A 20,705-nucleotide genomic window follows, 5' to 3' on the forward strand; every position below is an offset into this window, starting at 1 on the left:
ATGCGCGACATTATGGGCGGTCTCATACCGCCTGCAACCTTTGTAGGACGTGCTTAATGCTCAAGGCGCTGCGTTTTTCCGGCTGGCCGCTGTTGGCCGGCGTGCTTGTCGCTCTACTGATTATCCAGCGCTACCCGGAATGGGTGGGCCTGCCGAGCCTCGACGTCAACTTGCAGCAGGCGCCGCAAACCAAGGCGGTGCAACAGGGGCCGGTGTCCTATGCCGACGCCGTGACCACCGCCGCGCCAGCCGTGGTGAACCTGTACACCACCAAGGTCATCAACAAACCCAGCCATCCGCTGTTCGAAGACCCGCAATTCCGGCGCTTCTTCGGCGACAACTCGCCCAAGCAGAAGCGCATGGAGTCGAGCCTGGGGTCGGGCGTGATCATGAGCCCGGAAGGTTATATTTTGACCAACAACCACGTCACCAGCGGTGCCGACCAGATCGTGGTGGCCCTCAAGGACGGCCGCGAAACCCTGGCCCGGGTGATCGGCAGCGACCCGGAAACCGACCTCGCGGTGCTGAAGATCGACCTCAAGAACCTCCCGGCCATCACCATCGGCCGCTCCGACAGCATCCGCATCGGCGACGTGACCCTGGCCATCGGCAACCCGTTCGGCGTTGGCCAGACCGTGACCATGGGCATCATCAGCGCCACCGGGCGCAATCAGTTGGGCCTGAACAACTACGAGGATTTCATCCAGACCGACGCCGCGATCAACCCCGGCAACTCCGGCGGCGCGCTGGTGGATGCCAACGGCAACCTCACCGGGATCAACACGGCGATCTTCTCCAAGTCCGGCGGCAGCCAGGGCATCGGTTTCGCCATTCCGGTGAAGCTGGCGATGGAGGTGATGAAGTCGATCATCGAACACGGCCAGGTGATTCGCGGCTGGCTGGGCATTGAAGTCCAGCCGCTGACCCAGGAACTGGCAGAGTCCTTCGGCTTGTCCGGGCGGCCCGGCATCGTGGTGGCGGGGATTTTCCGCGACGGCCCGGCGCAGAAGGCCGGCTTGCAACTGGGCGATGTGATCCTGAGCATCGATGGCGAGCCGGCCGGCGATGGCCGCCGCTCGATGAACCAGGTGGCGCGGATCAAGCCCACTGACAAGGTGACGATCCAGGTCATGCGTAACGGCAAGGAGCTCAAGCTCACCGCTGAAATCGGCCTGCGCCCACCGCCAGCGCCGGTGGTGCTCAAGGAAGAGCAGTAAGCCGCTTCAAGCCTTCCCCCTGTGGCGAGGGAGCTTGCTCCCGCTGGGCTCTGTAGGAGCTGCCGAAGGCTGCGATCTTTTGATCTTTTGATCTTTCGCTTGAGACTCAAGTGTCTGGGGAAAGATCGCAGCCTCGTTGCACTCGACAGGGCTCCATCTCTCTGAAAATCAGGAATAGCATAAATTCTCATTAGTAGTGTTATATTGTTTCAATACTAAAAATTGGAACAACATAACATGTCATCCCTGAAACGGATTTCCGTTGCCAGTCTCGCCCTGGGCTTGCTCGCCGATCCCACCTACGCCGAAGAAGTCCAGCCTCTGGAACTGGACGCCATCACCGTGACGTCCGACTACGAGTCCGCCACCGGGCCCGTCACAGGCTATCGCGCCACGCGCTCGGCCAGTGCCACCAAAACCGACACGGCCCTGCGCGACATCCCGCAATCGATCAGCGTGATTCCCGCCAGCGTGCTCAAGGACCTGGGCAGCACCAACGTCGAACGGGCATTGGAATACGCCGGCGGTGTATCGAAGCAGAACAACTTCGGCGGCCTGACGCTCTACGAATACAGCGTGCGCGGCTTCACCACATCTGAGTTCTACAAGGACGGCTTCAGCGCCAACCGTGGTTATCCGAGCACACCGGACGCGGCGAACATCGAACGCATCGAAGTACTCAAGGGCCCGGCCGCCAGCCTGTATGGCCGGGGCGATCCCGGCGGTACGGTGAACATTGTCACCAAGAAACCCCAGCCCGAAGCCTTCACCACCTTGCAAACCAGCGCCGGCAGTTGGGATCGCTACCGCACCGCGCTGGACGTCAACACGCCACTGGACACCGAAGGCAACCTGTTGTCGCGGGTCAACCTGGCGGTCGAGGACAATCACAGCTTTCGCGATCACGTGGACAGCCAGCGCGTCTTCGTCGCGCCTTCCATCAGTTGGCAATTGAACCCCGACACGCGGTTGCTGGTGGAAAGCGAAATCGTGCGCCACAGCTCCACGTTCGACCGTGGCATCGTCGCCCCGAACAACCGCTGGAGCGGCGTTTCCCGCTCGACCTTCTTGGGCGAACCCAACGACGGCGACATCGACAATCACAACAACATGCTCCAGGCCGCCCTCGAACATCAGCTCAATGACACCTGGCAACTGCGTCTGGCCAGCCATTACAAGCAGGGTGAACTCTGGGGCTTCGCCTCCGAAGCGCGCCCACTGAACGCCGATGGCCACACGGTGAACCGCCGCTATCGCGAGCGCGACAACAATTGGCACGACAGCATCACCCAACTGGAATTGCGCGGCCTGTTCGACCTCGGCCCCTGGCAGCACGAACTGCTGATCGGCAGCGAATACGAGGATTACCGCAAGAACGAGCGCGTGACCACCATCGGTGGCAGCACCTACCCCATCGACATCTATCAGCCGATCTACGGCCAGCCGAAACCCAATGGCGCTCGGTCCGGCACCGACTTCTTCGAACATGTGCAAAGCCGCGCGCTGAACCTGCAGGACCAGATCGTTTTCACCGACAAGCTGCGAGGGATGCTCGGCGTGCGTTATGAGCATTTCGAGCAGAGCATCGACGATCACACCCGCAATCGCACCAACCGCCAACGTCACGATGCCCTGACGCAGCGGGCCGGCCTGCTGTATCAACTGACGCCCGAGGTTGGCCTGTTCGCCAACGCCTCCACCTCGTTCAAACCCAACAATGGCCTGGATGCCGGCGGTAAATCCTTCGACCCCGAGGAAGGCGTCGGCTATGAAGTGGGGATCAAGAGCGAATTGTTCGACGATCGCCTGAGCACCACCCTGGCGGCGTTCCATATAGAGAAGGAAAACGTCCTGAGCCCGGTCGCCGGGACCGACTTCAGCCGCGCCGTGGGCAAGGCCCGCAGCCAGGGCATCGACCTGCAAGTCACTGGGCAGGTAACCGACGCCGTGCGGGTGATTGGCGCCTTCGCCTACATCGATGCCGAAGTGACCCAGGGTGATGAGCAAATCCCCACGGGCAGCCGGATCCTTGGCGTTGCCAAACACAGCGGCAGCCTGCTGGGCGTCTACGAATTCCAGGACGGGCACCTGCGCGGTTCGGATGTTGGCGCGGCGTTCACGTACGTCGGCGATCGCTCGGGCGAAGCGGGCAAGGATTTCGAACTGCCGGCCTACCACACCGTGGATCTGCTGGCCCATTACAAGGCCAGCGATGACGTCACCGTGGGGCTGAACCTGAACAACGTCTTCGATGAAAAGTACTACGAGCGCTCCTACAGCAACTACTGGGTCGCCCCCGGCGAGCCGCGCAACTTCACCGTCAGTCTCACCCTCGCTCTGTAAAAGGAAAATCCGCATGAAATACCCCAAGACCTTCGCCCTGCTCGGCCTGCTCCTGGCCACACAGGCCTCGGCCCATGGCCTGTGGACCGAACAGCGTCGCGGCAACATCGAAGTGATCTACGGCCACGGTGCCGAAGACAATGCCTTCAAGGCGCAGAAAATCAGCGGCGCCTGGGCCTATGACCTGGGCGGCAAGATGATCCCCGTCACCGTCGAGCGCCTGCCGGACCACGCCCGCCTGCAACCGCTCAAGCCGCCGGCGGTGCTGGCCGTGGCGCTGGACAACGGCATGTGGTCCCAGACGGCGGACAAGAAGTGGATCAACGAAGGCCGCAGCAAAGTGCCCGGGGCGATCGAATCGACCCACACGTTCAAATACAGCCTGGCGATCTATGAGCCGGGGGCGAAACTGCCGACACTGGCACCGATCAAGTTCGTGATCCTGCCGGAAGTCGACCCACTGACCGTAGGGCCAGGCCAGTCATTGCCGGTACGGGTGCTGCTGGACGGCAAACCGGCAGCGGGTGTGAAACTGGTGGGTGACTACCGCAGCGCGCCGAACACAGTATCGACTGAAACCGACGCAGAAGGTCGGGCCAAGGTGCTGGTGCGCAACGAAGGCTTGAATGTGATCGCGGCGCAGATGGAGATTGCACTCAAGGACAACAAGGACGTGGCCACCCGTGGCGTGTTCACCTCGTTGACCTTCCTGGGTGAACCGCATCACGAGTAACGCCCAAAATCTATTGTGGGAGCGAGCCTGCTCGCGATGAGGCTGGTACAAGCGCCGCAAAGCTCAAGCCGGGGTCAAGCACTCCGGCCCATTGAGCTTCGGATCATTGACCATGTTGGCCAGCACTCGCTCGCGCAGTGGCGCCGGCTCGCTTGCCAGCAGCCCTTGCAAGGCATGCAGCGGTGTCTCGGGGTCGAGCCACAGGCGCTGGCCTTCTTCGTCCAGGATCAACGGCCGGCGCTGACCCGCCGCCGGTTGGGTGATGACCGCCGTGCTCAGCCACACCTGTTCCTGCACTGGATACGCTTCCCAGATCGCGGCAAAAAACAGTGACGAACCCTCCCCCGGCGTCAACCAGTACGGACGCTTGCGCGTACCGCCGCGCCACTCGTAGAAACCATTGGCCGGCAGCAGGCAACGGCGCAGGCGCAAGGCCTCGCGGAACATCGGCTGCTCGGCCACGGTTTCGGCCCGGGCATGGGCCGGGGTGCGGGACAGGTCGGTCAGCCACGGCGGCGTCAGGCCCCAGCGTGCCCGGGCCAATTCGCGCTGGCCCTCGGCGCCGGCCCGCAGGATCAGCACCGAATCGTTGGGCGAAATATTCCATTGGGCCTTCTGATCGGCGGGAAAACCGGGCAGGGCCGCGAAGGTGGGGTTCCAGCGAAACAGGGCATAACGTCCACACATGGGGCAACACGACTCTTGATCGAACAAACGGCCGCCAGCCTAACAGACCAGCGTGCCGGGATAGCTGTCCGGTTCATCGCCGGGCAACGGCAGTGCGGCATTGTACGCGGCGATCAACTCCCGGGCGTATTGCGCCTGCTCGTCCTCCACCGCCAGCCCGAGTAATCCATACATCGGCAATTCCCCCGCGCCACCGACCAGATCGCGCCCCACCAAGTGCGCCGTGATTCCTTCGCTGGCAAGCATCCCTTGCAACAACTCGCCCTCCATCAGGTTTTCCAACTCGTAGATTCGCCGCATCGGTGTTGCCCCCGTCAGTCGTCTTCTCTGAAGACCTCGAGATGCCATTCCTCACCATGGACCTGCAACACAAAGGTGATTGGCCGGCAACACACCTGACAATCCTCGATGTAGGTCTGATCGCCGCCGGACAAGTCCAGGGATGTCTCAACGTCCTCCCCACAATAGGGACATTCATAATGAGCGCTTTCCAGCATCGCGGTCTCCCAGGTGACTTGTGCGTATAATCGCCGGTCTATTTGCAGGGCTATTTTTGTCTGGCTTATCTTCCAGACCGTGCCCTGTCGTTTTTTCGTTCGAACCTTTACTTACCCTAGCCGTTTCCAACAAGAGAGCATGATGGGCGAATTCGATGCCATCCGACCTTACGACGATAGCGAAGTCCCAGCGGTGCTGGCACGACTGCTTGGCGACAAGGCGTTTCTAGATATCCTCACCCACTTCCGCTTCCCACGCCTGGCCGGCGCCTTCGGCTGGATGCTCAAACCTCTTATAGCGCAAAGATTGCGCCGTGAGTTCGCCGGTGTGACATCGGTCGCCACGTTGCAGGACAAGGTGGAGTTCTACGTCGACCACACCATCGAGCGCGCCACCGATGGCGTGACCTATACCGGGGTGGAGCAATTCAAGTCCGGCAGTGCGTACCTGTTCATCGCCAACCACCGCGATATCGTGATGGACCCAGCCTTCGTCAACTATGCCGTGTACCACGCCGGCCTGCCGACCCCGCGCATCGCCATTGGCGACAACCTGCTGCAAAAGCCCTTTGTCAGCGACCTGATGCGCCTGAACAAGAGTTTCATCGTGCACCGCTCCATCACCGGGCGGCGGGAAAAAATGGCGGCGTACCAGTTGTTGTCGGCGTACATCAACCATTCGATCCGCAACGACTGCGCCTCGATCTGGATCGCCCAGGCCGAAGGACGGGCCAAGGACGGTGACGACCGAACCGAATCTGCGATCCTCAAGATGTTCCACATGAGCCGCAAGGACGAGCCGTTTGGCGAGGTGATCCAGTCACTGAACCTTACGCCGGTGTCGATCAGCTACGAATATGACCCGTGCGACCAGGCCAAGGCCCGCGAGCTGTACATCCGCGCCACCACCGGCACCTACACCAAGGCCCCGGGCGAGGACGACGTGAGCATCGCCAAGGGCATCACCGGCTACAAGGGTCGGGTCCACGTGAACTTCGCCGCGCCCATCACCGAGCTGTTCGAGGACACCAAGCAATTGGCCCAGGAGATGGACCGGCAGATTCTCGGCGGCTACCGGCTGTTCCCGGTGCACTACCTGGCTTACGCCCAATGGGCCGACGCCGACCCGCAGTTGCAGGTGCCTACGGCGGCCAAGATGTTCGGTGCCGAAGAGCTGGCCAAGGCCGAGCAGGAATGGCAGCGCCGGCTGGACGCTTGCCCGCCGGAACACCGGCCGTTCCTGGTGCTGCAATACGCAACGCCGGTGCGCAATCAGTATCGGGTCAAGGCTGGGTTGGCGCTTTAAAGCCACGACGAGGGAGCTTGCTCCCGCTGGGTTTGTGTAGGAGCTGCCGAAGGCTGCGATCTTTTGATCTTTTGATCTTTTGATCTTTCGCTTGAGATTCAAGTGTCTGGGAAGAGATCGCAGCCTCGTTGCACTCGACAGCTCCTACACAGCTCCTACGGCGCAGCCCAGCGGGAGCTGCCCAGCGGGAGCAAACGCCCTTTCCACGGCTACTGCGTTAGAACTGCGTACTGATCCACGACACCAGCAACGCCAGCGCCAGGCAACCAAAGCCAAACCGGTAGAAAAACCGGTTCATGCGCTGAGTGGCCAGGTCCAGCAGCGCTTCGAAGCGTTCGTTGCCATCGCGACTGCGCGCTTCAAGGCAGGCCCGCGCCCGTTGTTCACGGCGGCGCGTGGCATGCAGCACCCAGCCGCCCGGGCAGGCAAACAGCAACGCGAGCAGGTTGATCAGTTTGGCGGGGTGGGCGGCGAACAACGAAAACAGATGCGACGACATCACGAACCTCAAGCGAAAAAACGGACAGGGCACGTCCGTGACCTACAAACAGGGCGCGGATTCTACCGAAAGCCTGCCCCCCTGCGCCGCTTTTTCCGACCAGTAACGATCCCTTCGCAACGCTGGGTTCTTTTGTGGCGAGGGAGCAAGCCCAGGGTTAATTTCACCCGTCACGGTTTCGTCATCTGATTAGGCCACTCTGTCGCCCTTCAAACCTGCACGGAACCCGTCATGCTGCACGCCGAAAACCAGGACCGCCTCTATCTCATCAGCCCAAGCGACGAACAGCAGAACCTCGTCGACAGCCTGTCCTTCAACGTGCAGGACCGACATTGGCTGGTGTATTGCGCCCTGGGCGGCCATCAACATGCCGATCTTCCAGAGACAGACCTGCTGACCGGGATCAGTGTGCTGGAGTTCTATTCCCAGGCAGCCTGAGAATCTCGCCCATAAAAAAAACCTGTGGGAGCAAGCTCCCACAGGGTTTATGAGGCCTTGTTACTTACTCAGCCAGCACCTGGCCAATGGTCGGGTCCTTGAACAGCCGGGTCAGGGCATCGCTCAACACATCGCTGACCAGCTTGGTGTTGGTGTCCTGGTTAGGTGCCATGCCGAAGCGCTGGTCCAGGGACGCACCGTAACGGCCGCTGTAGCGACGGTTGGCGTTCTGCACGTCGGAGCGGAAGGTCGCGCCGATGGTCGCTTCGGTCACGTACATGCCTTCCTTGGGCGACTGGTACTTGAGCTCGGCCAGGGTCACCGTCAGTTGCGGTGCATTCAACGCATTGGCGGTCGGCGTGAAGCCCAGCAAACGCACGGCGGCTTCAGCCTGGGCCTGCAGCTTGGGCAGGATCTGCGCGCCCTGCACCGTGATCACACTGGTTTCCGGATACAGCCCGCCACGGGTGCCGAGCGTCGGCGACGGACGACCGTCCACCACCCGCACCACCACCGGCTGGCCACGACCCACAGGCGCCAGCTGGGCGTTGAGCTTGGGCTCCGGGTTAAGTTGTTGCGGGCTGTGGGCGCAGCCGACGAGGGTCAGACTGGTCACAGCGATCAAACCGAACAACAGGCGTTGCAACATGCTCTTCTCTCCAGAATCGGGCACAAACAGGCCGGCAGTATAGCGGTGCGCCATCGCCGTGAACTAGCGTCGCACGATGAATACTGAAATGTCTGACACGGGCCGTGATTGCCGGTTCCTGTCACCCCATTGTCACGGTCCTTACACCGGCATGTCATAGCCCGCTGTCAGGCTTATCCCAAGCTCTCTGACCCGGTATCCGATCATGCGCTTCCTTATTTCCCTGTTCACCCCTCGTCCTCATCACCGCAGCTTCGCCTTGCTCGATCGCGACGGCCGTTGCCAGGCGTTCAAGCAGTGCAGCCTGCAACCCATGGGCGAAGGCTGGGTGGAAATCGAAGAGATCCGTCTCAACTGGCTGCACCAGCCACTGCCCGCCAGCGCCCGCGTGCAAGCGCTTCCTGCTCGCGCACGTAACCGGCAGCTGTTGACCATCTGACCGGACGGCTAATAAAAGTCATTAAACACGACCATTTCCCTGCGTTTCTTCGATACAATCTCCCCCCGATTATAAGGACGTCTCCTGATCGGGCCTCGCAACACCGCTGATGCGCTGGTATTGGCACCCCGCAACGCCCACAGAGAGCCGCCCACACAGATCGAGTGAAGCTGGCGTGCTTGCTGTTCCTCCAGGCAAATCACCACTTTTCGCGAATCTGCAGAGCTGTCATTACGCTCGGTCACTGAGCTGTCTGCCTGTTTTGCCTGTCATGTATTACATGAGGCAACCAAACCAGGCGCAGTGCCAGGCTGGGACAGCCCTTTTTTGAGGTTCACGTCTTCAAAAGAGCGTGAAAAAACGGGTTTTCACAACTTCACGAGAGTGTGGCGAGCAAATGAATAGTTTTGCGTCTGAACAAGCACCATTAGCGTCTGAAACAGCCCAACGACACAGGACCGGATATCGCTCAAGAACCGGCGCCTGAAGCCTGTCCGCTACGGATTTGGTTGCACGAACGGATGTCTCGGCCATAAGTCGAATTGCCTGCCCGGCGCTTAAATGAGTTCATATGACTCTTGAGGCCAGGCTGCATGCATCCGCAGTAGGTGCGAAAAATTGCGAAGATTCGGACATGGCGATCCTGGCCATGGATAACTGGGGCGCAACTGACCTGCCCCGCCACTCCTGGCCGCTATGCCGACAATTTGGTGCTGCAGATTTTGGAGACGCGTTAAATGGCGCATAACGAAGCAGTCGATGTAGTTCTGGTAGGGGCCGGCATCATGAGTGCCACCCTGGCCGTACTGCTCAAGGAGCTCGACCCCGCGATCTCGCTGGAAGTCGTCGAGCTGATGGACTCCGGTGCCGCGGAGAGTTCCAACCCGTGGAACAACGCCGGTACCGGCCATGCCGGGCTGTGTGAGCTCAACTACACGCCCCAGGCGGCCGACGGCAATGTCGACATCAAGAAAGCCGTGCATATCAACACCCAGTTCGAGGTGTCGAAGCAGTTCTGGACGTACCTGACCAAAAAAGGCACGTTCGGCTCCTCCAAGTCCTTCATCGCCCCGGTGCCACACCTGAGCTTCGTGCAAGGCGAGAAAGGCGTGTCGTTCCTGAAGAAGCGCTTCGAACTGATGCACCAGCATCACGCCTTCGCCGACATGGAATACACCGAGGACAAGGCGCGGATGGCCGAGTGGATGCCGCTGATGATGCCTGGCCGGCCGGCCGATGAGGTCATCGCCGCCACCCGCGTCATGAACGGTACCGACGTCAACTTCGGCGCCCTGACCAACCAGTTGCTCAAGCACCTGACCAGCGCCCCGGACACTCAGGTCAAATACTGCAAGCGCGTTACCGGCCTCAAGCGCAACGGCAGTGGCTGGACCGTGAGCATCAAGGACGTCAATTCCGGCAGCAGCCGCGATGTCGACGCCAAGTTCGTGTTCCTGGGTGCCGGCGGTGCGGCGTTGCCGTTGCTGCAAGCCTCGGGCATCGAGGAAAGCAAGGGCTTCGGCGGCTTCCCGGTCAGTGGTCAGTGGCTGCGTTGCGACAACCCGGAAGTGGTCAAGCACCACCAGGCCAAGGTCTACAGCCAGGCCGCCGTGGGCTCGCCGCCGATGTCGGTGCCGCACCTGGACACCCGTGTGGTCGATGGCAAGAAATCCCTGCTGTTCGGGCCGTACGCCGGTTTCACCACCAAGTTCCTCAAACATGGCTCGATCATGGACCTGCCGCTGTCGGTACGTGCCGGCAACATCGGCCCGATGCTGGCCGTGGCCCGGGACAACATGGACCTGACCAAGTACCTGATCAGCGAAGTGATGCAGTCCATGGAGCAGCGCCTGGAATCCCTGCGTCGCTTCTACCCCGAGGCGAAAGCCGAGGACTGGCGCCTGGAAGTGGCCGGCCAGCGGGTGCAGATCATCAAGAAAGACCCGAAGAAAGGTGGCGTCCTGCAGTTCGGCACCGAACTGGTGGCGGCCAAGGACGGCAGCCTCGCCGCCCTGCTCGGCGCATCGCCGGGTGCTTCGGTGACCGTGTCGATCATGCTGGAACTGATCGAGCGCTGCTTCCCGGACAAAGCCAAGGGCGAGTGGGCTACCAAGCTCGCAGAGATCTTCCCGGCCCGGGAAAAAGTGCTGGAAACCGACGCGGCGCTGTATCGCAAGATCAATGCGCAGAACAACATCGCGCTGGAGCTGGTTGAAGAAAGCAGCGAGACCCAAAGCTACGCTTGATTTGATCGCATAAAAAAACGCCCCGTTCTCCATGAGAGCGGGGCGTTTTTGTTTAAAGGATCGCAGGCTTCGCGATCTCCTGCAGGAGCTGGCGAAGCCTGCGATCTTTTGATCTAACCGCGAGCCTTGTTGACCAGCTCGATGTAATCCTCGGCATTACGCTGGTCGCGAACCAGCGCGACGAAATCGTTGCCGTGCTCATCCTTGCCATTGAGGTCATGGCCGGCCTCGACGAAGAACGTCAGGAAACGCTCGAAATCGTCGACCCGCAGGCCACGGTAGGCCTTGATCAATTTGTGCAGCGACGGCGACGTGGCATCGACCGGTTCGAAATTGAGGAACAGCTTGATCTGTTCATCGCCAATCTCGTCGCCAATCACTTGTTTCTTGTCTTTACGCATTGCCGGCTCCAGCTCGCACAGTTCACGGGGCGGGCAGTTTACCCCCGGCAGGCCCCGGGGCTCAACGCAGGCGTTCGGCAGCGGTGTGCAGGTCGGCCCAGATATGGCCGTTGGCGTAAGTGAGAAACTGAACATAGACCGTGTTGTTGCGCAGCAGATCGATGACCACCCGGTACTGGGCCTGTGGATAAGACAGCGTCAAGGTCTTGCTTGCCTCGTCGAAGACCGGTTTCTTCAGGCTTTTGCTTTCGCCGTCGAAGTTAAGGATCACCTGGCTGAGGGTCGCACCCTTGTTCATCGGCTTGCCCTTGAGGCGGACCAGCAGCGGCGAAGTGACCGGAATCGGTTGCTGGTTGGACTGACGCTGGTTACCCAGCACCACCGAATACTCGGTCACTTGCAGCAACTGCTGCTGTTCAGGCTGCTCCTGGTGCGCCACCAGGTCATCAGGCGGCAGGAACTGGCTGTGCATCGGCGCAGCCAAGGCCGCCAAGGACAGGCTGGAGATCAACAGCAAAGTGGCGCAGCGGATCAATACACGCATGACAAGCTCCAGGGTCTTGGCCGGGCACTCTAGCATGAGCCCAAGCGGTAAAAATAACGATCCAGATCAATACATCCGCGCAACGAGCACGGCATACTCAAAGAGCCATCAGCCCCGGTCTACCGACGCATGATCGTTCCCACGCTCCTGCGTGGGAATGCATCCAGTGACGCTCCGCGTCACATGGGACGCGAAGCGTCCAGGGCGGCATTCCCACGCGGAGCGTGGGAACGATCTGTACAGGGCCAGTGCAGCCCCCCTTGCGAGGAGTATTCATGTCATTCTCCGCCCCACCGTTGTTTGCCGCCTGGCGTCAGGCCTGGCGCGCCGGTTACACCCTTGAACGCCTGCGTGGCGACCTGGTGGCCGGGCTGACCGTCGGCATCATCGCCATCCCACTGGCCATGGCCTTGGCGATTGCCGTTGGCGTGCCACCGCAACATGGCTTGTACACGGTGCTGGTGGCCGCCCCCTTGATCGCCCTCACCGGCGGCTCGCGCTTCAACGTCAGCGGGCCGACCGCGGCGTTCGTGGTGATCCTGCTGCCCATCACCCAACAGTACGGCCTGGGCGGCCTGTTGTTGTGCACCATGCTCGCTGGTCTGATCTTGATCACCCTGGGCCTGATGCGCGCCGGACGGCTGATCCAATACATCCCCTACCCGGTGATCCTCGGCTTTACCGCCGGGATCGGCGTGGTCATCGCCACCTTGCAACTCAAGGATCTGCTGGGGCTGACCACCATCGGGCAAGCCAAGCACTACATCGAACAGTTGGGCGAACTGATCGTGGCACTGCCCAGTGCCCGACTCGGCGATGGCATCATCGGCGTCACGTGCCTGGCGGTGTTGATTGCCTGGCCACGCTGGGTACCGCGGGTTCCCGGACATTTGGTTGCCTTGCTGGTCGGGGCGCTATTGGGACTGGCGCTGGAGCGCGGCGGTTGGCCGGTGGCGACATTGGGTGAGCGTTTCAGCTACGTGGTCGATGGCATCAGCCACCCCGGTATCCCGCCGTTTTTACCGAGCTTTGAGTGGCCATGGAACCTGCCAGATGGCCAGGGGCATCCCTTGACGCTTTCCTATGACCTGATCCGCCAATTGCTGGGCCCGGCCTTCGCCATCGCCATGCTTGGCGCCATCGAATCACTGCTGTGCGCCGTGGTGGCGGATGGCATGACCGGCAGCAAGCACGACCCCAACGCCGAGCTGATCGGCCAAGGACTGGGCAACGTCGTGGCGCCGCTGTTCGGCGGTATCACCGCCACGGCGGCCATCGCCCGCAGCGCGACCAATGTGCGCAGCGGCGCCTCTTCGCCGCTGGCCGCGATCATTCACAGCCTTGTGGTGCTGCTGGCGATGGTGCTGCTGGCGCCCTTGTTCAGCTACCTGCCCATGGCTGCCCTGGCGGCGCTACTGGTGATAGTGGCCTGGAACATGAGCGAAGCCGGACACGTACTGCATACCTTGCGCATCGCCCCGCGCAGCGACGTACTGGTGCTGCTGACCTGCCTTAGCCTGACCGTCCTGTTCGACATGGTCATGGCCGTCGCCGTCGGCCTGCTGCTGGCCGCCGGGCTGTTCATCAAGCGCATGAGCGAACTGACCGACAGCGCCGAACTGCCGCGCCACTTCCACCAGGCCCTGCTGGACATGCCAGAGCATGTGCGCTGCTACGCAATTCGCGGGCCGCTGTTCTTCGGTGCGGCAGAAAAAGCCCTGGACGTGCTGCGCAAGTTCGATCCGGGGGTGCGCGTGGTGGTGGTGGAAATGAGTGCCGTACCCATGCTGGACATGACCGCGCTGGCTGCGTTTGAAAACGTCCTGAAGGATTACCGCAAACAGGGCATCGGCCTGATCCTGGTCGCGACGGCGCCAAGGGTGCGCCTGAAGCTGCGCCGTGCCGGTATTCATCGCGAGCAGCGGCAATTGGCGTATGTGCAGACCCTGGAGCAGGCGCGGGTCAAGAGCGAGCAATGGCTGGCTGCTGGAGGCACAGCTCGTTCCAGCCTTGCCTGATCTTCGGCCAGAGATTGTTCCCGCTTGGCTCTGTAGGAGCTGGCGAAGCCTGCGATCTTTTGATCTTTCGCTTGAGACTCAAGTGGCTGTGGAGAGATCGCAGCCTCGTTGCACTCGACAGCTCCTACAGACCCAGCACGAGCCAGCTCCCGCGCTACGGAGTACTAGTCGAACTGGGCGCGCATCCAGGCGTGGTATTGCGCCACGCCGGCCTCGCCTTCACGGGGCGCCCAGTGGGCCAGTTCGCCCTCGCCCACGGGCCGGTAGGGGCCGGCCTTGCATTCGAACATCAGGCTGTCGGCTTCCAGCACCACCAAACCGTGATACACGCCGGCCGGCAGGTCGACGCCGAGGCTATCGCCACCGGCCTGCAGGATGCGCTTGTCCACCACCGCACCGGCCTCATCGAAAATCAACACCCCCAACCGGCCCTTGAGCACCAGCAAGGTTTCCGCCTTGTCGGCGCTCAGGTGGCGGTGCGGCGGGATATAGGTCGAAGGCTGCAAGCCCACCGCCATGCGGTGGCACGGCTCATCCATCCCGTGGAAGTTATGGTGCTGCCGCCCACGAGGACTGGCCGCAGCTTTTTCGGCCAATTCATCGAACAGTGCATGATCCAGAAAGCTTGGCCGGGTCATCGATTACATTCCCTTGACGGCGAAAATGCCATTGGCGTTGCGCCAGTAACCTTTGTAGTCCATGCCATAGCCAAAGATGTAGCGGTCGATGCACGGCAGCCCGACGAAATCGGCTTTCAAGTCAGGACGGGCCTTGCGGTCATGGTCCTTGTCGATCAGCACGGCGGTGTGCACGGCGCGGGCACCGGCGTGTTTGCAGAAGTCGATGATCGCGCCCAGGGTGTGACCTTCGTCGAGGATGTCGTCGATGATCAGCACGTCGCGGTCGATGAACGAGACTTCCGGCTTGGCTTTCCAGAACAGATCGCCGCCGCTGGTTTCGTTGCGATAACGGGTCGCGTGCAGGTAGGACGCTTCGAGGGGGAAGTTCAGGCAGGTCAGCAGCTTGCCGGAGAAAATCAGCCCGCCGTTCATGACGCAGAACACCACCGGATTGGCATCGGCCAGTTGCTCGTTGATTTGCGCACCGACACGGGCGATGGCCGCTTCGACTTCGGCTTCAGTGTACAGGCAGTCAGCCTCTCGCATGATTTGACGGATATGCTCGAGATCAGCGGACATGTCGCTCTCCAGGGGTAGCGGATCGGAAAAACCGGCAAAGGTACGCACCCCGCCCGGCCAGATCAAGCGTTTGTGGACTAACGTTCTGTATTGTCTATAGGACAACACCCTCGGATAGATTAATCTAGGCCGGTTTTTTTGCCCGCCGCCGGAGCCTTCCCCATGCCCATCCTCGAGATCCGCCACCCGCTGATCAGACACAAACTCGGCCTGATGCGCCGCGCCGACATTAGCACGAAGAACTTCCGTGAACTCGCCCAGGAAGTCGGTGCCCTGCTCACTTACGAGGCCACCAAGGACCTGCCGCTGGAGTCCTATGAGATCGACGGCTGGGCCGGTACGGTCCAGGTGGAGAAAATCGCCGGCAAGAAGATCACCGTGGTGCCGATCCTGCGCGCCGGCATCGGCATGCTCGAGGGCGTGCTGAGCCTGATCCCGGGGGCCAAGGTCAGCGCCGTGGGCGTGGCTCGCAACGAGCAGACCCTGCAGGCGCACACCTACCTGGAAAAACTGGTGCCGGAAATCGACGAGCGCCTGGCGATGATCATCGACCCGATGCTCGCCACCGGCAGCTCCATGGTCGCCACCATCGACCTGTTGAAAAAAGCCGGTTGCCGGGACATCCGCGCCATGGTCCTGGTCGCCGCTCCCGAAGGCATCAAGGCCGTGCAGGATGCCCACCCGGACGTGACCATCTACACCGCGTCCATCGATCAGAAACTCAACGAACACGGCTACATCATCCCGGGCCTGGGCGATGCCGGCGACAAGATCTTCGGCACCAAGCAGAAGGACGCTTGAGCATGCAGGATGAGTTCAACGATCCGCTCTGGCGCCAAGTGCTGTCCGGCGCGCAGATGCTGTTCGTCGCCTTCGGCGCGCTGGTACTGATGCCGCTGATCACCGGGCTGGACCCTAACGTGGCGCTGTTCACGGCCGGCCTGGGAACGATCCTGTTCCAAATCGTCACCGGACGCCAGGTGCCGGTGTTCCTGGCCTCGAGCTTTGCCTTCATCACTCCGATCATCCTCGCCAAGGGCCAGTTCGGCCTGGCCGCGACCATGGGCGGCGTGATGGCGGCAGGTTTCGTCTACACCTTTCTTGGCCTGGCGGTGAAGATCAAGGGCACCGGGTTCATCGACCGACTGCTGCCACCGGTGGTGATTGGTCCGGTGATCATCTCCATCGGCCTGGCCATGGCGCCGATTGCCGCCAACATGGCGATGGGCAAGGCCGGCGACGGTACCGAGCTGATTCATTATCAAACCGCGATGCTGATTTCGATGCCGGCCCTGCTCACCACCCTGATCGTGGCGGTGTTCGGCAAAGGCATTTTCCGCCTGGTGCCGATCATTTCCGGGGTGTTGGTTGGCTTTGCCATGGCATTTTTCTTCGGCGTCGTGGACACCGCGAAAATCGCCGCCGCACCTTGGTTCGCCCTGCCGGCCTTCACCGCACCGGAGTTCAACTGGCAGGCGATCCTGTTCATCGTGCCGGTCGCCCTGGCGCCGGCCATCGAGCACATCGGCGGCGTGATTGCCGTGGGTAGCGTGACCGGTCGCGACTACCTGAAAAAACCCGGTCTGCACCGCACATTGCTCGGTGACGGCATTGCCACCACCGCCGCCGGCCTGTTCGGCGGCCCGCCCAACACCACCTACGCCGAGGTGACCGGCGCGGTGATGCTGACCAAGAACTACAACCCGAAGATCATGACCTGGGCGGCGATCTTTGCCATCAGCCTGGCATTCATCGGCAAGTTCGGTGCGCTGCTGCAAAGCATCCCGGTGCCGGTGATGGGCGGGATCCTGTGCCTGTTGTTCGGTTCGATTGCGGCGGTGGGCATGAACACGCTGATCCGCCACAAGATCGACCTGGGCGAGGCGCGCAACCTGGTGATCGTTTCGGTCACGCTGGTGTTCGGCATCGGCGGTGTACTGGTGGGCACCGGCACTGGGCCGGACGACTTCGGCCTCAAAGGCATCGCGCTGTGCGCAGTGGTGGCGATCGCGTTGAACCTGCTGCTGCCGGGCAATGACGGCTGGAAGCAGAAGCAGGCGGATGAGCCGCTGCTGTAGATTCACCGCCTGCACTATTGTCATCGCGGGCAAGCCTTGCTCCCACAGGTTTTGAGTGGACCATACTTGAATGGTCAAGACAAAATCTGTGGGAGCAAGGCTTGCACGCGATGCTTTTCGAGGTTTACAGAGCTATCGGCGCCCGTTCGCAAAGGGTACTCAACGCCTGCGCCCACTGCGCCTCATCATTGAGGCAAGGCACCAGCACCAACTCTTCTCCCCCCGCCTCGCGGAACTGCTCGCGGCCGCGATCGCCGATTTCCTCCAGGGTTTCAATGCAGTCGGCCACGAACGCCGGGCACATCACCAAGATTTTCTTCACACCGCTTTTAGCCAGCTCTTCCAAGCGCGCCTCGGTATAGGGCTCGATCCACTTGGCCCGCCCCAGTCGCGACTGGAACGACACCGACCACTGGCCGTCCTTGAGTCCCATGCGTTGGGCGAACAGCTCGGCAGTGCGGATGCATTGCGCGCGGTAACAGGTCGCCATGACTTCCGGCGGCGCGTTCTTGCAGCAGTCGGCATCCTTGAAGCAATGAAACCCAGTAGGGTCGAGCTTGGTCAGGTGTCGCTCCGGCAAGCCGTGGAAACTCAACAACAGATGATCGTGCTCCTGCATCAGGTACGGCTTGGCGCTGGCCACCAGGGCGTCGACGTATTCGGGTTGATCGTAGAATGGCTGGAGAATCGAGAACTGCACATCGAGCTTCTTTTCCCGCACGACCCGCTTGGCCTCCTCGATCACCGTGGTCACGGTGCTGTCGGCGAACTGCGGGTACAACGGTGCCAACGTGATCTTCTTGTGACCCTGGCTCGCCAGCCGCACCAATGCCGATTCAATGGACGGCTCGCCATAACGCATTGCCAGCTCTACCGGGCCCCGGGTCCACTGCGCGGTCATGGCCTGTTGCAGCCGGCGGCTGAGCACCACCAACGGCGAACCCTCCTCCCACCAGATCGAGGCGTAGGCATGGGCCGACTGCTCGGGGCGCTTGATCAGGATCAGCGACACCAGCAAGCGCCGCACCGGCCATGGCAGGTCGATGACATACGGATCCATCAGGAATTGATTGAGGTAGCGGCGCACATCGGCCACCGAAGTGGAGGCAGGCGAACCCAGATTCACCAGAAGCAACGCGTGATCGGTCATGCAACGTCCTATTTCAAAGGCGGCTGGACAAGTCTTCCAGGGCCGCAGGCAAATCAGTGAAGCGGAATGTGAAACCCGCCGCCTGCAATCGGGCCGGCGTGGCGCGCTGGCCGCCGAGCAACAGCAATGACAACTCCCCCAGCGCGACTTTCAACGCAAGTTCCGGCATCGGCACCACGGCTGGCCGATGCAATACATGCCCCAGGGCCTTGGCAAAATCGCGGTTGCGCACTGGGTTCGGAGCGCACGCATTATAAGGACCGCTGGCATCAAAGCGGTGCAGAAGAAAATCAATCAGGGCGATTTGATCGTCAATATGAATCCACGGCATCCACTGCCGACCATTGCCGATACGCCCGCCCAGCGCCAGTTTGAACGGCAGCAGCAGCCGCGACAAAAAGCCGCCCTCGGCAGACAGGACCAGGCCGGTACGAACCAGCACCACGCGTATGCCCAACGCCTCGGCCCGTTGCGCGGTTTCTTCCCAGGCGATACACAACTGGCTGGCGAAATCTTCACTCACCGGCCCCGACTCCTCGGTCAACTCACGCTCGCCACCGTCGCCATACCAGCCCACCGCGGAACCGGAAATCAATACCTGCGGTTTCTGCTCGCAACGCTCCAGCCACGCCAGCAAAACTTCCGTCAACGTGATGCGACTACTCCACAACAACATCTTGCGCTTGTGGCTCCAGGGGCGGTCGGCAATCGGCGCTCCCGCGAGGTTGACCACCGCGTCCACCGGTTCGACAATTTCATCGAGCCTGGCAACGCCTCGCACATCTGCGCCACAGATTTTCGTCACCTCTTCGGGTCGGCGACTCCATACCGTCAAGCGATGTCCCTGCCCCAACCAGAGGCGGCAGAGCTGACGTCCGATCAAACCAGTACCGCCGGTCAGCAATATGTGCATGAGATGTTCCTCGAATCGCGTTTTACCCGGCCCATTAGTCTATTTTTATAAGCAGGGATTTTTCGTATCGGACAGGGTCTGTGTTTAACAATAGGACAACCTGTCCAAACGCGAACGGTAAAACTTATACCAAAAACCCGAATTGTACAGGTTTAAACGACGGCGTAGTCTGTACAGAAAGGTAAACGAGGCCCTCATGACTGTACCTATCGCAATCATCGGCACCGGCATCGCCGGACTTTCAGCCGCCCAGGCCCTGACGGAGGCCGGGCATATCGTTCAACTCTTCGATAAAAGCCACGGCAGCGGCGGACGCATGTCGAGCAAACGCAGCGACGCCGGCGCATTGGACATGGGCGCGCAATACTTCACCGCCCGCGATCGCCGCTTTGTCACCGAAGTCCAGCGCTGGCAAACCAACGGCTGGGCGGCGGAATGGAACCCGCAACTCTACAACTTCCAGAACGGACAACTGAGCCCATCGCCGGACGAACAGACCCGCTGGGTCGGCACGCCGCGGATGAGCGCTATCACCCGTGCCCTGCTCGACAAGTTGCAGGTGCAGTTTTCCTGCCGGATCACCGAGGTGTACCGCGGCCAGGAACACTGGCACTTGCAGGACGCGGAAGGTTTCACCCACGGCCCCTTCGGCCAGGTGGTGATCGCCACGCCCGCGCCCCAGGCCACCGCATTGCTGGCGGCCGTACCGAAGCTGGCCGCAGTGGCCGCTGGCGTGAAGATGGACCCGACCTGGGCCGTGGCGCTGGCCTTCGAAACACCGCTGGATACGCCCATGGAAGGCTGCTTCCTACAGGACAGCCCCCTGGACTGGCTGGCGCGCAACCGCAGCAAGCCGGGACGCGACAACACGCTCGACACCTGGATACTGCACGCCACCAGCGACTGGAGCCGGCAACACATCGATCTGTCCAAGGAAGCCGTGATCGAACACCTGCACGGCGCCTTCGCCGAACTGCTGCACAGCGCGATGCCCGCACCGAGCTTCAGCGTGGCCCATCGCTGGCTCTACGCCCGCCCCGCCGGCAACCACGAATGGGGCGCCTTGGCCGATGCCGACCTGGGCCTGTACGTGTGCGGCGACTGGTGCCTGTCCGGCCGGGTCGAAGGCGCATGGCTCAGCGGCCAGGAGGCTGCACGCCGCCTGCATGCAAGCCTGCAGTAAAGCGCGTCATCCATCGCTATCCGCTGCTGTCGAAAGAGACAGCAGCCTGCCTGCGACACAGATTGACGTCGCCTCGCCACACAAATCCGGTTGACTTGTGCACGTTCGGACCTATGATGAAAATATTGTACAGAAATACAAAACTGTACAAGATTTAGCAATCAG

22 protein-coding genes are annotated in these 20,705 nt (G+C 61.5%); 11 read left to right on the forward strand and 11 right to left on the reverse strand.

Translation table 11 applies throughout. The features are described from left to right. Positions 1 to 56: 56 nt before the first annotated feature. From algW to ASC85_RS25140, 3 genes are all read left to right on the forward strand, one after another. The gene (gene algW / locus ASC85_RS25130; RefSeq protein ID WP_014340162.1) at positions 57 to 1,217 is read left to right on the forward strand and encodes a Do family serine endopeptidase AlgW; all 1,161 of its coding nucleotides are present in this window, start codon (positions 57 to 59) and stop codon (positions 1,215 to 1,217) included. Positions 1,218 to 1,454: 237 nt separating this feature from the next. Beyond that, on the forward strand, positions 1,455 to 3,560 hold the full coding sequence (locus ASC85_RS25135; protein WP_057451816.1) for a TonB-dependent siderophore receptor: 2,106 nt from the start codon (positions 1,455 to 1,457) through the stop codon (positions 3,558 to 3,560). 13 nt (positions 3,561 to 3,573) lie between these two features. After that, positions 3,574 to 4,293: a DUF4198 domain-containing protein gene (locus ASC85_RS25140; protein ID WP_057451817.1), complete on the forward strand. Its 720-nt coding sequence runs from the start codon at positions 3,574 to 3,576 to the stop codon at positions 4,291 to 4,293. A 63-nt stretch (positions 4,294 to 4,356) separates the two neighbouring features. On the opposite strand, the gene ASC85_RS25145 is transcribed toward ASC85_RS25140, so the two are convergent. The 3 genes from ASC85_RS25145 to ASC85_RS25155 are packed head-to-tail and all read right to left on the reverse strand — an operon-like array spanning position 4,357 to position 5,477. Then, positions 4,357 to 4,980 (reverse strand): SOS response-associated peptidase, encoded by a 624-nt coding sequence (locus ASC85_RS25145; RefSeq protein ID WP_046063546.1) that lies wholly within the window; start codon positions 4,978 to 4,980, stop codon positions 4,357 to 4,359. 39 nt (positions 4,981 to 5,019) lie between these two features. After that, on the reverse strand, positions 5,020 to 5,280 hold the full coding sequence (locus tag ASC85_RS25150) for a putative signal transducing protein (RefSeq protein WP_057451818.1): 261 nt from the start codon (positions 5,278 to 5,280) through the stop codon (positions 5,020 to 5,022). A gap of 14 nt (positions 5,281 to 5,294) precedes the next feature. Next, complete coding sequence (locus ASC85_RS25155; protein WP_003205483.1) at positions 5,295 to 5,477, reverse strand: CPXCG motif-containing cysteine-rich protein; 183 nt, start codon at positions 5,475 to 5,477, stop codon at positions 5,295 to 5,297. Positions 5,478 to 5,616: 139 nt separating this feature from the next. Here ASC85_RS25155 and ASC85_RS25160 point away from each other — a divergent pair, with 139 nt between their 5' ends. After that, a complete protein-coding gene (locus ASC85_RS25160; protein WP_057451819.1) occupies positions 5,617 to 6,783 on the forward strand; it encodes a 1-acyl-sn-glycerol-3-phosphate acyltransferase in 1,167 nt (388 codons plus the stop codon). A gap of 217 nt (positions 6,784 to 7,000) precedes the next feature. Here the strand turns inward: ASC85_RS25160 and ASC85_RS25165 are convergent, their stop codons facing one another. Next, complete coding sequence (locus tag ASC85_RS25165) at positions 7,001 to 7,282, reverse strand: hypothetical protein (protein WP_057451820.1); 282 nt, start codon at positions 7,280 to 7,282, stop codon at positions 7,001 to 7,003. A gap of 231 nt (positions 7,283 to 7,513) precedes the next feature. Here ASC85_RS25165 and ASC85_RS25170 point away from each other — a divergent pair, with 231 nt between their 5' ends. Next, positions 7,514 to 7,720: a hypothetical protein gene (locus tag ASC85_RS25170; RefSeq protein ID WP_003185312.1), complete on the forward strand. Its 207-nt coding sequence runs from the start codon at positions 7,514 to 7,516 to the stop codon at positions 7,718 to 7,720. 64 nt (positions 7,721 to 7,784) lie between these two features. On the opposite strand, the gene ASC85_RS25175 is transcribed toward ASC85_RS25170, so the two are convergent. After that, complete coding sequence (locus ASC85_RS25175; RefSeq protein ID WP_003205489.1) at positions 7,785 to 8,369, reverse strand: YajG family lipoprotein; 585 nt, start codon at positions 8,367 to 8,369, stop codon at positions 7,785 to 7,787. Between the two features lie 205 nt (positions 8,370 to 8,574). Here ASC85_RS25175 and ASC85_RS25180 point away from each other — a divergent pair, with 205 nt between their 5' ends. Together ASC85_RS25180 and mqo are read left to right on the forward strand one after the other, a co-directional pair. Continuing rightward, positions 8,575 to 8,808 carry a hypothetical protein gene (locus ASC85_RS25180; protein ID WP_003205490.1) on the forward strand — a complete coding sequence of 78 codons (234 nt, stop codon included), beginning with the start codon at positions 8,575 to 8,577 and terminating at the stop codon, positions 8,806 to 8,808. Positions 8,809 to 9,545: 737 nt separating this feature from the next. Then, positions 9,546 to 11,054 carry a malate dehydrogenase (quinone) gene (gene mqo / locus ASC85_RS25185; protein WP_014340172.1) on the forward strand — a complete coding sequence of 503 codons (1,509 nt, stop codon included), beginning with the start codon at positions 9,546 to 9,548 and terminating at the stop codon, positions 11,052 to 11,054. Between the two features lie 113 nt (positions 11,055 to 11,167). Here the strand turns inward: mqo and ASC85_RS25190 are convergent, their stop codons facing one another. Together ASC85_RS25190 and ASC85_RS25195 are read right to left on the reverse strand one after the other, a co-directional pair. Next, complete coding sequence (locus ASC85_RS25190) at positions 11,168 to 11,455, reverse strand: PA4642 family protein (protein WP_057451821.1); 288 nt, start codon at positions 11,453 to 11,455, stop codon at positions 11,168 to 11,170. A 61-nt stretch (positions 11,456 to 11,516) separates the two neighbouring features. Then, on the reverse strand, positions 11,517 to 11,999 hold the full coding sequence (locus ASC85_RS25195; protein WP_057451822.1) for a hypothetical protein: 483 nt from the start codon (positions 11,997 to 11,999) through the stop codon (positions 11,517 to 11,519). A gap of 275 nt (positions 12,000 to 12,274) precedes the next feature. Here ASC85_RS25195 and dauA point away from each other — a divergent pair, with 275 nt between their 5' ends. Next, positions 12,275 to 14,017 (forward strand): C4-dicarboxylic acid transporter DauA, encoded by a 1,743-nt coding sequence (gene dauA, locus ASC85_RS25200; RefSeq protein WP_057451823.1) that lies wholly within the window; start codon positions 12,275 to 12,277, stop codon positions 14,015 to 14,017. 164 nt (positions 14,018 to 14,181) lie between these two features. On the opposite strand, the gene ASC85_RS25205 is transcribed toward dauA, so the two are convergent. Then, a complete protein-coding gene (locus tag ASC85_RS25205) occupies positions 14,182 to 14,655 on the reverse strand; it encodes a WbuC family cupin fold metalloprotein (RefSeq protein WP_057451824.1) in 474 nt (157 codons plus the stop codon). 3 nt (positions 14,656 to 14,658) lie between these two features. Further along, complete coding sequence (locus ASC85_RS25210) at positions 14,659 to 15,216, reverse strand: hypoxanthine-guanine phosphoribosyltransferase (RefSeq protein WP_057451825.1); 558 nt, start codon at positions 15,214 to 15,216, stop codon at positions 14,659 to 14,661. 162 nt (positions 15,217 to 15,378) lie between these two features. Here ASC85_RS25210 and upp point away from each other — a divergent pair, with 162 nt between their 5' ends. Beyond that, positions 15,379 to 16,017, forward strand: a complete 639-nt coding sequence (gene upp, locus ASC85_RS25215; RefSeq protein ID WP_003185330.1) for a uracil phosphoribosyltransferase — start codon at positions 15,379 to 15,381, stop codon at positions 16,015 to 16,017. A 2-nt stretch (positions 16,018 to 16,019) separates the two neighbouring features. Further along, positions 16,020 to 17,294, forward strand: coding sequence for a uracil-xanthine permease family protein (locus tag ASC85_RS25220; RefSeq protein WP_057451826.1), 1,275 nt, complete (start codon positions 16,020 to 16,022; stop codon positions 17,292 to 17,294). Positions 17,295 to 17,418: 124 nt separating this feature from the next. Here the strand turns inward: ASC85_RS25220 and hemH are convergent, their stop codons facing one another. After that, positions 17,419 to 18,444 carry a ferrochelatase gene (hemH, locus tag ASC85_RS25225; RefSeq protein ID WP_057451827.1) on the reverse strand — a complete coding sequence of 342 codons (1,026 nt, stop codon included), beginning with the start codon at positions 18,442 to 18,444 and terminating at the stop codon, positions 17,419 to 17,421. Between the two features lie 13 nt (positions 18,445 to 18,457). After that, positions 18,458 to 19,357, reverse strand: coding sequence for a TIGR01777 family oxidoreductase (locus ASC85_RS25230; RefSeq protein WP_057451828.1), 900 nt, complete (start codon positions 19,355 to 19,357; stop codon positions 18,458 to 18,460). A gap of 196 nt (positions 19,358 to 19,553) precedes the next feature. Here ASC85_RS25230 and ASC85_RS25235 point away from each other — a divergent pair, with 196 nt between their 5' ends. Then, positions 19,554 to 20,540 (forward strand): NAD(P)/FAD-dependent oxidoreductase, encoded by a 987-nt coding sequence (locus tag ASC85_RS25235; RefSeq protein ID WP_013694206.1) that lies wholly within the window; start codon positions 19,554 to 19,556, stop codon positions 20,538 to 20,540. Positions 20,541 to 20,705 lie beyond the last annotated feature (165 nt).

The organism is Pseudomonas sp. Root401, assembly GCF_001425105.1.
GTDB classification, from domain to species: domain Bacteria; phylum Pseudomonadota; class Gammaproteobacteria; order Pseudomonadales; family Pseudomonadaceae; genus Aquipseudomonas; species Aquipseudomonas brassicacearum.